Source organism: Streptomyces sp. NPDC020801 (genome assembly GCF_044334385.1).
Taxonomy (GTDB): domain Bacteria; phylum Actinomycetota; class Actinomycetes; order Streptomycetales; family Streptomycetaceae; genus Streptomyces.
In genome coordinates, this window is record NZ_JBIRST010000005.1 from 1 (window position 1) to 13,347 (window position 13,347).

Consider the following 13,347-nt stretch of genomic DNA (forward strand, 5'->3'; position numbering starts at 1 on the left):
GGAGATCGCCAAGGCGGCCACGGACCACGGCACCCCGATCCGGATCGGGGTCAACGCCGGCTCGCTGGACAGGCGGCTGCTGCAGAAGTACGGCAAGGCCACCCCGGAGGCGCTGGTCGAGTCCGCGCTGTGGGAGGCGTCCCTCTTCGAGGAGCACGGCTTCCGGGACATCAAGATCTCCGTCAAGCACAACGACCCGGTCGTGATGATCGAGGCCTACCGCCAGCTCGCCGAGAGCTGCGACTACCCGCTGCACCTCGGCGTCACCGAGGCCGGCCCCGCCTTCCAGGGCACGATCAAGTCCGCCGTCGCCTTCGGCGCGCTGCTCTCCCGGGGCATCGGCGACACCATCCGCGTGTCGCTGTCCGCCCCGCCCGCCGAGGAGGTCAAGGTCGGCATCCAGATCCTTCAGTCCCTGGGGCTGAGGCAACGGCGGCTGGAGATCGTCTCCTGCCCGTCCTGCGGACGCGCCCAGGTCGACGTGTACAAGCTGGCCGAGGAGGTCACGGCGGGCCTGACGGGCATGGACGTCCCGCTGCGCGTCGCGGTCATGGGCTGCGTCGTCAACGGCCCGGGCGAGGCGCGCGAGGCCGATCTGGGGGTCGCCTCCGGCAACGGCAAGGGGCAGATCTTCGTGAAGGGCGAGGTCATCAAGACCGTGCCCGAGTCGAAGATCGTTCAGACCCTGATCGAGGAGGCCATGAAGCTCGCCGAGCAGATGGAGCGCGGCGGCGTCACGGCAGGCGCCCCCACCGTCACGGGGACGCCGACGGTGACAGTGAGTTGAAGCACGGCACGGACCTAGAGGGGGCCCAGCGTGACCATTCTGGAGAGCATCCGTGGACCTCGCGACCTGAAGGCGCTGTCCGAGGCGGAACTGGGTGAACTGTCCGACGAGATACGTGAGTTCCTGGTGCACGCGGTCGCCAGGACCGGTGGTCACCTCGGACCCAATCTGGGCGTGGTGGAGCTCACCGTCGCGCTGCACCGGGTCTTCGAGTCGCCGGTCGACCGGATCCTGTGGGACACCGGACACCAGAGCTACGTACACAAGATGCTGACGGGACGTCAGGACTTCTCCAAGCTGCGCGGCAAGGGCGGCCTGTCCGGCTATCCCTCGCGCGAGGAGTCCGAGCACGACGTCATCGAGAACAGCCACGCCTCGACCGCGCTGGGCTGGGCCGACGGGCTCGCCAAGGCACGTCAGGTGCAGGGGGAGAAGGGGCATGTCGTCGCCGTCATCGGGGACGGCGCGCTGACCGGCGGGATGGCCTGGGAGGCACTGAACAACATCGCGGCCGCCCGCGACCGGCCGCTGATCGTCGTCGTCAACGACAACGAGCGTTCCTACGCGCCGACCATCGGCGGCCTCGCCAACCACCTGGCCACCCTGCGCACCACCGACGGCTACGAGAAGTTCCTCGCCTGGGGGAAGGACGTCCTGCAACGGACGCCGGTCGTGGGCAACACCCTCTACGAGTCGCTGCACGGCGCGAAGAAGGGCTTCAAGGACGCGTTCGCGCCGCAGGGCATGTTCGAGGACCTGGGGCTGAAGTACCTCGGCCCGATCGACGGACACGACATCAGAGCCGTGGAGTCGGCGCTGCGCCGCGCGAAACGCTTCCACGGGCCGGTCCTGGTGCACTGCATCACCGAGAAGGGCCGCGGCTACGAGCCCGCCCTGGCCCACGAGGAGGACCACTTCCACACCGTGGGCGTGATGGACCCCCTGACCTGCGCACCGCTGGCCCCGGCCGGAGGCCCGTCCTGGACCTCCGTGTTCGGCGACGAGATCGTGCGGATCGGCGAGGAGCGCGAGGACCTCGTGGCGATCACCGCCGCCATGCTGCACCCGGTGGGCCTGGACAGGTTCGCCGAACGCTTCCCGGACCGGGTCTGGGACGTCGGCATCGCAGAACAGCACGCGGCCGTCTCCGCGGCGGGCCTGGCCACCGGTGGCCTGCACCCGGTCGTCGCCGTCTACGCCACCTTCCTCAACCGTGCCTTCGACCAGCTGCTGATGGACGTCGCGCTGCACCGCTGCGGGGTCACCTTCGTCCTGGACCGGGCCGGTGTCACGGGCGTCGACGGCCCCTCCCACAACGGCATGTGGGACCTGTCCGTGCTCCAGGTGGTGCCCGGCCTCAGGATCGCCGCGCCGCGCGACGCCGACCAGCTGCGGGCGCAGCTGCGGGAGGCCGTCGCCGTGGACGACGCGCCGACGCTGGTGCGGTTCCCGAAGGAGTCGGTGGGCCCGGAGATCCCCGCGATCGACCGGGTGGGCGGCATGGACGTCCTGCACCGGGCCCAGCGGCCCGAGGTGCTGCTGGTGGCCGTGGGTGTCATGGCACCGGTGTGCCTGCAGGCCGCCGAGCTGCTCGAGGCCCGCGGCATCGGCTGCACGGTGGTCGACCCGCGCTGGGTCAAGCCCGTCGACCCGGCGCTGCCGGGCCTGGCCGCCGGACACCGGCTGGTGGCCGTGGTCGAGGACAACAGCCGGGCGGCCGGGGTGGGCGCCGCCGTGGCCCTGGCACTCGGCGACGCCGAAGTGGACGTACCGGTGCGGCGGTTCGGCATCCCGGAGCAGTTCCTCGCGCACGCCAAGCGCGCGGAGGTGCTCGCCGACATCGGTCTGACGCCGGTCGAGGTCGCCGGCCGGATCGGCGCGAGCCTGGCCGTCCGGGAGCAGGCCGGGGCCCGCCCGGCGCAGCAGATCGCCGGGGCGGCGGGGGCCGCCACGGCAGTCAAGGAGACAACCCAATGACCACGGAGTTCGACCTCGGCGCCCTCCTGGCCGAGCGCGGCGGCGAGCGCTACCAGCTGCACGCCAGGCACCTCAACCACCAACTGCCGCGCATGCTGCACACGATCGGCTTCGACAAGGTCTACGAGCGGGCCGAGGGCGCCTACTTCTGGGACGCCGACGGCAACGACTACCTGGACATGCTCGCCGGGTTCGGGGTGATGGGCCTGGGCCGGCACCATCCGGTCGTCCGCAGGGCGCTGCACGACGTCCTGGACGCCCAGCTCGCCGACCTCACCCGCTTCGACTGCCAGCCGCTGCCCGGCCTGCTGGCGGAGCGGCTGCTCACCCACAGCCCGCACCTGGACCGGGTGTTCTTCGGCAACAGCGGGACCGAAGCGGTGGAGACCGCGCTGAAGTTCGCCCGCCGCGCCACCGGCAGGCCGCGCGTGCTGTACTGCGAGCACTCCTTCCACGGCCTGACCACCGGCTCGCTGTCGGTGAACGGCGAGGAGGGATTCCGGGACGGCTTCGCCCCGCTGCTGCCCGACACCGCCGTGCCGCTCGGCGACCTCGACGCGCTCGCCCGCGAGCTGCGCAAGGGCGACGTGGCCGCGCTGATCGTCGAGCCGATCCAGGGCAAGGGCGTGCACGAGGCGCCGCCCGGCTATCTGCGCGCCGCCCAGGAGCTGCTGCACAAGCACAAGGCCCTGCTCATCGCCGACGAGGTGCAGACGGGCCTCGGCCGGACCGGGGACTTCTACGCCTACCAGCACGAGGGCGGCGTCGAGCCGGACCTGGTGTGCGTGGCCAAGGCCCTCTCGGGCGGCTATGTGCCGGTGAGCGCGACGCTCGGCAAGGACTGGATCTTCAAGAAGGTCTACTCGTCGATCGACCGGGTGCTGGTCCACTCGGCGAGCTTCGGGTCCAACGCCCAGGCCATGGCGGCGGGCCTGGCCGTGCTGTCCGTGATGGAGAACGAGCAGATCGTCGCGAACGCCCGGGCCACGGGCGAGCTGCTGAAGTCCCGGCTGGCGGCGCTGGTCGGCAAGTACGAGCTGCTGGCCGGCGTGCGCGGCCGGGGCCTGATGATCGGCATCGAGTTCGGCCGGCCGAACTCGCTGAAGCTGCGCGGCCGCTGGGCCATGCTGCAGGCGGCCCGCAAGGGCCTGTTCGCGCAGATGGTGGTCGTACCGCTGCTGCAACGGCACCGGATCCTGACCCAGGTCTCCGGCGACCACATGGAGGTGATCAAGCTGATCCCGCCGCTGGTCGTCGGCGAGCGGGAGGTGGACCGGTTCGTGGACGCCTTCACCGCCGTGATGGACGACGCGCACGGCGGCGGGCTGATGTGGGACTTCGGGAAGACGCTGGTCAAGCAGGCCGTTGCCAACCGGTGAGCACTGCCGGACGAGGAGTTTTTGCCTCTTAGGCAAGAAATTTGCCGCAGAGGCAAGACTGCGGATGAATGGGGGCATGAGCTCTTCCGAGTCCGAGCCCTCGGCGGGGCCGGTCGAGAACCTGCCCGCCGTCGCACCACAGCTGCGTGCGCTGCGCCGCCGCGCCTCCCTGACCCTGGAGGCCGCGGCCCGCGCCGCCGGGCTGTCGCCCGCCCACCTCTCCCGTCTGGAGACCGGACAGCGCCAGCCCTCGCTGCCGATGCTGCTCGCGCTCGCCCGCGTCTACGGTACGACGGTCTCCGAGCTGCTCGGTGAGTCGGTCCCCGGCCGGGACGCCGTCGTGCGGGCCGCGGAGATGGAACCCACCCGGGCCGGCGGCTGGACGTACTGGCAGACGGGCGCGTCCGGGCGCGGGATGCAGGCCCTGAGGGTCCGGGTGCCGCACGGCTCCCAGGGCGACATCGTGCGCGTCCACCCCGGCGAGGAGTGGCTGTACGTCCTCAAGGGCCGCCTGCGGCTGCGCCTGGGGGACGCGGCGCACCTGCTCGCACCGGGCGACAGCGCGCACTTCGACTCGCTCACCCCGCACCGCATCGCCGCCGAGGACCCGGACGGGCTCGAGCTCCTCTTCGTCCACACCCTGCTGCAGAGTCCCACGGCCGCGCTGTGCCTGGGCCCCCACACCGGAGAGACACCATGAGCAACATGGAAGAGAAGTTCCCGCGTGCCCTGTGGATCCGGCTCATCATCTACATCGCCGTCGGGCACCTCTTCGCCGCCTTCGTCTGGCTGCTGTTCGAGGTCGGCGCCAAGTAGCCGCGGGGCGGGCCGCCGGAGCCGGCCGGGTCAGTCGATCAGCCGTTCCCGAAGGCGCTCCCGGGTCCGCGGGGCGAGCCGCAGACCCCGCTCCAGGTAGGTGTCGACACCGCCCCAGGTCTCCTCGATGGTCTCCAGGGCCGCCGTCAGATACTCCGCCCGCGCGTCGAACAGGGGGCTGAGCAGCTCCATGACCTCGGGGGAGTAGGCCGAGGCCGAGGTGCCGCTGCGGTGCACCTTGTAGCGGCGGTGCTTGGCGTTGGACTCCAGGTAGTCCGCCACGATCGCCTCCCGCTCCACGCCCACGGCGAGCAGGGTCACGGCGATCGACAGCCCCGCGCGGTCCTTGCCGGCGGCGCAGTGCATGAGGGCGGGCACGCTGTCCTCGGCGATGGCGTGCAGCACCTGGGAGTGCTCGGCGGTGCGCTCCTTGATGATCATGCGGTAGGAGGCGATCATCCGGTCCGCGCCCTTGCCGTCGGCCAGGATCCCGCGCAGCTGGTCGAGGTCGCCGTCGCGCACCATCTTCCAGAACTCGGCGCCGTCCGCCGGGTCGCTCAGCGGCAGGTTCACATTGCGGACCCCGGGCAGCTCGACGTCCGGCCCCTCGAGCTTCTGGTCGGCCGCGTTGCGGAAGTCGAAGATGGTGTGCAGTCCCAGCGAGGACAGGAACGCCGTGTCCTCGCCGGTCGCGTGCGCGAGGTGGCCGCTGCGGAACAGCACTCCGTGCCGCACCCGCCGTCCGTCCAAGGTCGGCAGCCCGCCCACATCGCGGAAGTTGCGCACTCCGGCCAGCTCGGGCTCGGTCGACGGGACCTGCTGCGTCACGGGAACTCCTCCCTTTCGGCCCCGCCTTCGCGGCTCGTCGGCGGGCGCGGCTTCGACGATACGACATGGATTCCTGGGGCAATGAGTTGTCCACGTCCAAGCGCGGTGCGGTGTGTTCTCGGTGGCGAGAGCGTCGTCCCGGCCCGGGCGCGTCGTGGGCGCGTCTCGACTGCAACGGTTTTTCGCATCCGTTGCAATTGAGGTCTCTTATGACTTCTTGAGGTTTATGTCGGTATTGCAGCCTTGATTCCAACTCGCCCTCAAATGAAGGACTCTGGAATGCCGCACGTGATCAGGCTCATACTTGTGACCGTCCGTCGCTCGTCATGCCCACGTAATTCCAGCGGTTTTCCAGTGAATTGAGGAAAGGGAAAGCCGGGTGAATCAACGGAGGGTGACGGTAATTCCCGTAACGGATCAAGCGAAACGGGTACGAACGGAACCATCTGCTTGTCCCTGTGCGTCCGGGTCGCTTACGTTCCACACCGATCCGGACGGACGCACAGTCCTGCCGTCGTCCGGGACCCGCACACCCACCCGTGCACGGCAGGAGCGGGGGACCCACAGGTACCACGCCTGTTCCGGTCTCTCCGGAACGGCTAGGGGTGAAGCCGCGACCACCGCGGCCGGGCATCTCCAGTCCGAACCCGACAGCTCACCTCGCAGGCGCCGGAGAGGAATCCGCCATGCCCGCGAAGGGTAAGCACCGCCGTCCGAAGACCCAGCGCCTCACCCGTTCCATCGCCGCCGCCGGTACGGGCGGCGCCGCTCTCGCCCTGCCGCTGATCGGGGCCACCGGCGCGCACGCCGCCCCGGCGAAGGCCGTTCCGGAAAAGCCCGTGCGCACCGCCGCGGTGGCGGAGCGGACGGCCACCGAGGGTGCGGGCGTCCGGACCTACTCCGTCCGCACCGGCGACTGTCTCTCGAAGATCGCCGAGGAGCAGCACGTCCGCGGCGGCTGGCACCGGCTCTACGCGGACAACCGCCGGGCCGTCGGCGACAAGCCCTCGCTGATCCACCCGGGCCTGCGGCTGACGCTCGGCGGCAAGGCCGCGGCGACCGGCGCCGTCCGGACGCCCGCGCCTTCGAAGGCAGCTACGTCTTCGAAGGCCTCGAAGGCACCGGCGTCCGCGACGCCGTCCTCGTCCTCCGCCTCGAAGGCCACGACGGTGACCAGGGCGGCCGAGACCACCTCCACCGGGTACACCCTTCCGGTGGCCGGCGGCACCGGCTACCACGTGGCCGGCAGCATGTGGTCCAGCGGCTACCACACCGGCGTCGACTTCGTCGTCCCGACCGGCACCCCGGTCAGGGCCGTGGCCGCGGGCACCGTCGTCTCCGCCGGCTGGGGCGGCGCGTACGGCAACCAGGTCGTCATCCGGCTCGGCGACGGCCACTACGCCCAGTACGGCCATCTGTCCGCCCTCTCCGTCTCGGCGGGCCAGAGCGTGGCCGAGGGCCAGCAGCTCGGCCTGTCCGGTGCCACCGGCAACGTGACCGGCCCGCACCTGCACTTCGAGATCCGCACCACCCCGGACTACGGCTCGGACACGGACCCGGTCGCCTACCTCCGCTCGCACGGCGTCGCCGTCGGCTGACGGCCGCGCGCACACCCTCACGACCACCTGCCTGACACGCAGCCGAAGGCCGGACCCACGATCCCCGGGTCCGGCCTTCGGTGTTCCACCACCGTGGTGTCGCCGCGTATTCCCAGGTGGGGCATGCAGTTGACGTGGCTTATCTCACCGCCCGTCAACCCCTGCCTACGGTCGCGTAGGTCACATTCGAAGGTGAATCATGGGCCGATGTGGCAGACGATTCGAAGAGTGACAGCAGATCAGTGATCGGGTCGTACGTGGCGGTGGGGGACAGCTTCACCGAGGGCGTCGGCGACCCCGGCCCCGACGGAGCGTTCGTCGGCTGGGCCGACCGGTTCGCCGTACTGCTCGCCGACCGGCGGCCCGAGGGCGACTTCCAGTACACCAATCTCGCCGTGCGCGGAAAGCTGCTCGACCAGATCGTGGCGGACCAGGTCCCGCGGGCCGTCGAACTCGCCCCCGACCTGGTCTCGTTCTGTGCCGGCGGCAACGACATCATCCGTCCCGGCACCGATCCCGACGAAGTGGCCGAACGCTTCGAGAAGGCGGTCGCCCGGCTCGCGGCCGTCGCCGGCACCGTCATGGTGACCACCGGCTTCGACACCCGGGGCGTGCCCGTGCTCAAGCACCTGCGCGGCAGGATCGCCACGTACAACGGGCATGTGCGGGCCATCGCCGACCGGTACGGCTGCCCGGTGCTGGACCTGTGGTCCCTGCGGACCGTCCAGGACCGCCGCGCCTGGGACCACGACCGGTTGCACCTCTCGCCCGAGGGGCACACGCGCGTGGCGCTGCGCGCCGGCCAGATCCTCGGTCTCGACGTCCCGGCCGATCCGGAGCAGCCGTGGCCGCCGCTGCCGCCCCGCGGCACCCTGGACATCCGCCGCGACGACGTCCACTGGGCGCGCGAGTACCTGGTCCCGTGGATCGGCCGCCGGCTGCGCGGCCAGTCCTCGGGCGACCACGTGACGGCCAAGGGCACCCTGTCGCCGGACGACATCAAGATGCGCATCGAGTCGGTGGCCTGAGGTCTGAGGTCTGAGGCCTGAGGCCGGTCACGGTCACGGCCGTGGTCGTGGTCGCGGCAGCGGCATGGGGTGACGGGTGAGCGGTCGCCGTCGCGGCCCGGCGGCGGAGCGGACGGTTGTGGTCATGGCCCGGCGGGCGGGAGCGGAGCCACCCGCAGCATCGGCGTGCGGGCAGCGGCGCTGCCCGCCCCAGGACTGCGGGCAGCGGCGGTGCCCGCAGTCCTGGGGCGCAGGCAGCCGCGGTGCCCGCAGTCCTGGGGCGCAGGGAGCCTGGGTCCCGCGCGGGCGGCGTCACCGCGCCGCCGCGGCCGTCGGCGCCGCGTGCTGCAGACCCAGTTCGCGGGCGAGCGCATCGTCCACCCACTGCTGAGCCCGCGCGCGGGAGACCGCGCCGTCGTAGGCGGTCATCTGCACGGCCAGCCCGTCCAGCAGGGCCGTCAGACGCAGGGCGGCGCCGGCGGGGTCCGGGCACCGGAACTCGTCCGCCGTCACGCCCTCGGCGATCACCCCGGTGATGGCCGTCTTCCACTGCCGGTCCAGATCCCGCGCGACCTCCCGAAGCGCGGGTTCACGCAGCGCGGCCGCCCAGCTCTCGATCCACAGCCGCCAGCCCTTGGCGGTTCCGGTCGGCGCGTACCAGCGCACCGCGGCCCGCAGCCGGCGCAGCGCCGTCGTACGCCGGCCCAGCAGCTTGCGCAGGTGCGCGAGGTCGTCCTCGGCGGCGTGCGTGAAGGCGGCGGAGACCAGTTGCTCCTTCGTCGAGAAGTGATAGAGCACCAGCGCGTTGCTCACGCCCAGGGCCGAGGCCACATCGGCGATCCGTACCGCCGCCACACCCCGTGCCTCGATCTGCTCGATGGCCGCTCTCAGCAACTCCCCGCGCCGCTCCGCCACGCTCAACCGCACTCTCGCCACGCGGTCACCCTAATCGCTCGTGTCACAGGGACAAGGCGAGACCTGGCCACACACGCCACCGCTGCCGGCGGCCGTGATCCCGTCGACCCCGTCCCCGTACTCGGGCCTTCGGCGTGGCCCCGGCCGCCGTCACCGGTACCACCCGAAGCGCTCCGCGATCAACGGCAGCCGGTCCGCCACGATGGCGTGCGCGGCGCCGCGCGGGCTCGTCCCGTCGGCCTCCGCGCGGGCGAGCATCCGCTCGACCAGGGCCCGCATCGAGCGCCGTGTGTACCCAAGCGCCTCGTCGGCGTCGGCGCCGATGTCGCCGAACAGCGTCCACCACCACCAGGCGTTCGTCCCGGAGTTGACGACCACGTCCGGCAGTACCGTGACCCCGCGCGCGGCCAGCAGTTCCTCCGCCTCGGGCAGGACGGGCATATTGGCCGCCTCGACGATCCAGCGGGCGGTGATCCGCTCCTGGTTCGAAGGGCCGATCGCGTAGGAGACGGCGGCGGGCACCAGGATCTCCGCGTCCGCGGACAGCCAGTTCCGGCCCGGCAGTTCGCGGTCTTCGGGGCGCAGCGCGCGGCGGTCCACCGTGCCGTGGGAGTCCCGCGCGCTCAGCAGTGCCTCGACGTCGAGACCCGCCGGATTGGCGATGGTGCCCCTGATGTCGGCGACGGCCACGACCGTCAGTCCCGCGCGCGTGAGGAAGCGCGCCGTGGCCCCGCCCATGGTGCCCAGCCCCTGCACGGCGACCCGCGTTCCCGCGTGCGGCACACCGGCCCGGTCCAGCGCCGCCAGCACCGACTCTGCGACCCCGCAGCCGCCGACCAGCTTCTCCAGCCCGATGCCGTCCACCTCGACGGCGAACGCGTCCGCGAGCCGCCGCCGGGCGGCGGCCTCGTCGTCGAGCAGCGGATACACGGCCTGGATCGAGGACACGAGTCCCGCCTCGACGGCGGCCCGGTCGACCAGGTCCTGACTGAGGCCCAGGTCCTCGCCGGTCGTCCAGCAGCTCTCGACATACGGCCGCATCGCCCGCAGATAGCGCACCAGCAGCCCGTACGCCCCCGGGTCCCGCGGATCGCAGTCGATGCCTCCCTTGGCTCCGCCGAGGGGGACGTAGCGGCCGTCCGGGTCGTAGTGCAGGGCCTCCTTCATGGTCATTCCGCGGGCGAGCCCGGCCACCTCCTCCAGCGTGCAGCCCGCGCGCATCCGCAGCCCGCCGCTGGAGACGCCGCGCACCAGCCGGTCGACGACGAGGAAACCCCGGCGCCCGGTGACGTGGTCGGTCCAGGTGACGGACATCAGGGGGACGGTCACACGGGCTCCCGGGACGGCGTGCGGATACTGAACAGAAAGTCAGTTTCCGGACGGGGCTCGCGCCCTGTCAACGGCGAACGGATCAACGGATCACCGCCGCGCGGCGGCGCCGCCCCTCGTCCCCGCGCCGCCCCTCGTCCCCGCGCCGCCCTTCGTCTCCGCGCCGCCCTTCGTCCCCGCGGTGTCCTTCGTCCCCGGGGCGCCCGGCACCTCGCACGTGTCCTTGAAGCCCTGACTCGTCAGCCCCAGGGCGGAGTTGATGCGCGAGCGCAGGTTCTCCACCGCCACCATCGCGGTGAGCTCCACCAGGGCGGCCTCGCCGAGCCGGTCGCGCAGCCGGGCGACGAGGTCGTCGTCCACAGTGGGCGGCGTCGCGGTCATGGCCTCGGCGTAGGCCATGACATCGCGTTCCAGCGGTGTGTACGCGTCGCTGTCCCGCCACAAGGGAACGTCGTGCACCTTGCGCGGCGCCATGCCGCGCTCCCGGCTGACCCAGTGGCCGAAGTCCATGCACCACGAGCATCCGATCGCGGCGGCGGTCGCCATCTCGGCCAGTGCCTTCAGGTCGGGGCCGAGCCGGTTCCACTTCGCCACCGACCGCTCGAACCGCAGGTCGCTCCACAGCACCCGCGGCTGGTGGGCGAGCGCCTTGGCGGGGTCGAGGACCTTTCCGTAGGTGCGCTTGCTGTACCACTCCACGAGGCGGAAGAGGCGGGTGCGGGGCGGAGTGAGCGAGACGCGGGCCATGGCGGCCACCTCCTGTACGTCGGTCGTACGGCTCCGTGCACCGGCTCCGTACGGCGGATTTCCGTCGGCACCGGCGGGTGCCGTCACGGGATACGACGGACGGGGCGGCGCCCCTGTGACATCGGGCTGTCACAGGGGCCCTCCATAATGGAAAGCCTGACCGACTCCACCTGGAGGTATCGTGGCCGGTTTCCGTTCCCTGAGCCGCGGGCTCCGCGCGCTGCAGCCCGCGGCCTTCGGCGCGGACCCAAGTGGTGAGCGCATGGCGCGCATCCGCCGATCACCCCACTTCAAGGACGGCGTCTTCCAGAATCCCGGAGGCGTCGCGGGGACCCGGCCCTCCGGCTCGGTGCTGGACTTCGCCAAGCTCTACTTCGACAAGGACGAGCGCCCCCGGCGTTCCCCGCGGGGCACCGTTCCGGTGCACGCCACCACGCTCGCCGACCTGGCCCGGCCCCCGGCCACCGGACTGCGGCTGACCTGGATGGGGCACTCCAGCGTGCTCGCGGAGATCGACGGCCGGCGGGTCCTCTTCGACCCGGTGTGGGGCGAGCGCTGCTCGCCCCTCCCCTTCGTCGGCCCCCGGCGCCTGCACCCGGTACCGCTGCCGCTGGCCGCGCTCGGCCCGGTGGACGTGGTGGTGATCTCCCACGACCACTACGACCACCTGGACCTGCCCAGCATCAAGGCGCTGGCCGGCACGGACACCGTGTTCGCCGTGCCGCTCGGCGTCGGCGCCCACCTGGAGCACTGGGGTGTGTCCGCGGACCGGCTGCGCGAGCTGGACTGGCACGAGTCCACCGAGGTCGCCGGCCTCACCCTCACCGCGACCCCGGCCCGTCACTTCTGCGGCCGCGGCCTGCGCAACACCCAGCACACCCTGTGGGCCTCCTGGGTCGTCGCGGGCGAGGAGCACCGCATCTACCACAGCGGTGACACCGGCTACTTCGACGGCTTCAAGGACATCGGCGCCGGCCACGGCCCCTTCGACGCGACGATGATTCAGATCGGTGCGTACTCCGAGTACTGGCCCGACATCCACATGACGCCGGAGGAGGGCATGCGCGCCCACCTCGACCTGCAGAACGGCCGGCCGGGGGGTGTCATGCTGCCGATCCACTGGGGGACCTTCAACCTCGCGTTCCATCCCTGGGCCGAGCCCGGCGAGTGGACCCTGGCGGCAGGCGAGGCGGTCGGCCAGCCGGTCGCCGTTCCCGTCCCGGGCCGGCCCTTCGAGCCCGCGGGTGAGCTGCCCGAACGCCCCTGGTGGGGTGAGCTGTCCCCGCCCCTCACCCGCGCTTGGCCGGTGCCCGAGATCGGGCTGGAGACGACGCGCGGTCTGGATCTCGTGGGGGAGGACTGACCGCCTGCGGATGAGCCCGGGCGTGTGACGGGGGCGCAGCCGCGGCCGCCGGGCCGCATGTCACGGGCTGGGCAGGAACCGCCGCTCTCCCGGCCGCGGCCCGGTCGGCCACAGCACTGGACGGTGACGGCGCAGGCCCGTGCGGCGGCCCCACCTCGCCTGAGCGGGCGGGGCGGGGCCTTGGGGGCCGGGTGCGGGACCGTGACGGTGGCCGCCGGTGCCGTCGGCAGTCGCGGGGCTCACCGCCGGTACTCGCGGTGGTCGTCGTGCCTGCCCATGTAGTGCCGCTCCTCGACGACCTCCCGCTCGTTGGGGCGCAGGACCGCGCCCGGCGTGGCCATGAAGGCGATCAGTCCGAGGACTCCCGCCGCCATGAGGAAGAAGCCGACGACGAACGAGCTGTAGCCGAACACCAGGCAGGCGCCCAGCACCGTCGCGCCGATCAGCATGAGGGGGATCATGGCTACCTTCTCTCACGTGCCCCCGCGGGGGCACCGGATCGCGTGGACGCCGTGCGCCGGGGCGCGACGGCCCACAGCTTGCGCAGCCGGTCGTCGGCCACGCCGTGCAGGGCCTGTTCGGCCGGTCGCAGGACCGGTGT

General features: G+C 72.0%; 13 protein-coding genes and 1 riboswitch. Of the genes, 8 read left to right on the forward strand and 5 right to left on the reverse strand.

Going from position 1 to position 13,347, the window contains the following annotated elements; genetic code table 11:
• The 5 genes from ispG to ACH4UM_RS12010 all read left to right on the forward strand — a co-directional run.
• Positions 1 to 787, forward strand: a 787-nt coding sequence (gene ispG, locus ACH4UM_RS11990; protein WP_398176757.1) for a flavodoxin-dependent (E)-4-hydroxy-3-methylbut-2-enyl-diphosphate synthase, incomplete at its 5' end; no start/stop codon positions are given.
• 30 nt (positions 788 to 817) lie between these two features.
• Positions 818 to 2,764 (forward strand): 1-deoxy-D-xylulose-5-phosphate synthase, encoded by a 1,947-nt coding sequence (gene dxs, locus ACH4UM_RS11995; RefSeq protein ID WP_398176759.1) that lies wholly within the window; start codon positions 818 to 820, stop codon positions 2,762 to 2,764.
• Entirely contained in the window at positions 2,761 to 4,143 is a 1,383-nt protein-coding gene (locus tag ACH4UM_RS12000) for an aspartate aminotransferase family protein (RefSeq protein ID WP_398176761.1), read from the forward strand. The genes dxs and ACH4UM_RS12000 overlap by 4 nt, the downstream gene beginning before the upstream one ends.
• A gap of 76 nt (positions 4,144 to 4,219) precedes the next feature.
• Positions 4,220 to 4,843, forward strand: a complete 624-nt coding sequence (locus ACH4UM_RS12005) for a helix-turn-helix domain-containing protein (protein ID WP_398176763.1) — start codon at positions 4,220 to 4,222, stop codon at positions 4,841 to 4,843.
• On the forward strand, positions 4,840 to 4,959 hold the full coding sequence (locus ACH4UM_RS12010) for a DUF6126 family protein (RefSeq protein WP_398176765.1): 120 nt from the start codon (positions 4,840 to 4,842) through the stop codon (positions 4,957 to 4,959). The genes ACH4UM_RS12005 and ACH4UM_RS12010 overlap by 4 nt, the downstream gene beginning before the upstream one ends.
• Positions 4,960 to 4,989: 30 nt before the next feature.
• Here ACH4UM_RS12010 and ACH4UM_RS12015 read toward each other — a convergent pair whose 3' ends face one another.
• A complete protein-coding gene (locus tag ACH4UM_RS12015) occupies positions 4,990 to 5,787 on the reverse strand; it encodes a tyrosine-protein phosphatase (protein WP_398176767.1) in 798 nt (265 codons plus the stop codon).
• 524 nt (positions 5,788 to 6,311) lie between these two features.
• Positions 6,312 to 6,469: riboswitch (cyclic di-AMP (ydaO/yuaA leader) on the forward strand.
• Positions 6,470 to 6,473: 4 nt separating this feature from the next.
• On the opposite strand from ACH4UM_RS12015, the gene ACH4UM_RS12020 reads away from it, so the two are divergent.
• Complete coding sequence (locus tag ACH4UM_RS12020; protein ID WP_398176769.1) at positions 6,474 to 7,385, forward strand: peptidoglycan DD-metalloendopeptidase family protein; 912 nt, start codon at positions 6,474 to 6,476, stop codon at positions 7,383 to 7,385.
• A 242-nt stretch (positions 7,386 to 7,627) separates the two neighbouring features.
• On the forward strand, positions 7,628 to 8,413 hold the full coding sequence (locus tag ACH4UM_RS12025) for an SGNH/GDSL hydrolase family protein (protein WP_398177661.1): 786 nt from the start codon (positions 7,628 to 7,630) through the stop codon (positions 8,411 to 8,413).
• A 291-nt stretch (positions 8,414 to 8,704) separates the two neighbouring features.
• On the opposite strand, the gene ACH4UM_RS12030 is transcribed toward ACH4UM_RS12025, so the two are convergent.
• The 3 genes from ACH4UM_RS12030 to ACH4UM_RS12040 all read right to left on the reverse strand — a co-directional run bounded on the left by ACH4UM_RS12030 (position 8,705) and on the right by ACH4UM_RS12040 (position 11,383).
• Positions 8,705 to 9,328: a TetR/AcrR family transcriptional regulator gene (locus ACH4UM_RS12030; RefSeq protein ID WP_398176771.1), complete on the reverse strand. Its 624-nt coding sequence runs from the start codon at positions 9,326 to 9,328 to the stop codon at positions 8,705 to 8,707.
• Between the two features lie 129 nt (positions 9,329 to 9,457).
• Complete coding sequence (locus ACH4UM_RS12035) at positions 9,458 to 10,636, reverse strand: Glu/Leu/Phe/Val dehydrogenase dimerization domain-containing protein (RefSeq protein WP_398176773.1); 1,179 nt, start codon at positions 10,634 to 10,636, stop codon at positions 9,458 to 9,460.
• Between the two features lie 90 nt (positions 10,637 to 10,726).
• The gene (locus tag ACH4UM_RS12040; protein WP_398176775.1) at positions 10,727 to 11,383 is read right to left on the reverse strand and encodes a carboxymuconolactone decarboxylase family protein; all 657 of its coding nucleotides are present in this window, start codon (positions 11,381 to 11,383) and stop codon (positions 10,727 to 10,729) included.
• A 181-nt stretch (positions 11,384 to 11,564) separates the two neighbouring features.
• Between ACH4UM_RS12040 and ACH4UM_RS12045 the strand changes: the two genes are divergently transcribed.
• Complete coding sequence (locus tag ACH4UM_RS12045; protein ID WP_398176776.1) at positions 11,565 to 12,746, forward strand: MBL fold metallo-hydrolase; 1,182 nt, start codon at positions 11,565 to 11,567, stop codon at positions 12,744 to 12,746.
• 239 nt (positions 12,747 to 12,985) lie between these two features.
• Here ACH4UM_RS12045 and ACH4UM_RS12050 read toward each other — a convergent pair whose 3' ends face one another.
• On the reverse strand, positions 12,986 to 13,207 hold the full coding sequence (locus ACH4UM_RS12050) for a hypothetical protein (protein WP_398176778.1): 222 nt from the start codon (positions 13,205 to 13,207) through the stop codon (positions 12,986 to 12,988).
• Positions 13,208 to 13,347: the final 140 nt, after the last annotated feature.

Coding starts and splice junctions, on each gene's coding strand:
- ACH4UM_RS12020 (WP_398176769.1), top strand. CDS start 6,474: ATGCCCGCGAAGGGTAAGCACCGCCGTCCGAAGACCCAGCGCCTCACC.
- ACH4UM_RS12010 (WP_398176765.1), top strand. CDS start 4,840: ATGAGCAACATGGAAGAGAAGTTCCCGCGTGCCCTGTGGATCCGGCTC.
- ACH4UM_RS12050 (WP_398176778.1), bottom strand. CDS start 13,207: ATGATCCCCCTCATGCTGATCGGCGCGACGGTGCTGGGCGCCTGCCTG.
- ACH4UM_RS12000 (WP_398176761.1), top strand. CDS start 2,761: ATGACCACGGAGTTCGACCTCGGCGCCCTCCTGGCCGAGCGCGGCGGC.
- ACH4UM_RS12005 (WP_398176763.1), top strand. CDS start 4,220: ATGAGCTCTTCCGAGTCCGAGCCCTCGGCGGGGCCGGTCGAGAACCTG.
- ACH4UM_RS12040 (WP_398176775.1), bottom strand. CDS start 11,383: ATGGCCCGCGTCTCGCTCACTCCGCCCCGCACCCGCCTCTTCCGCCTC.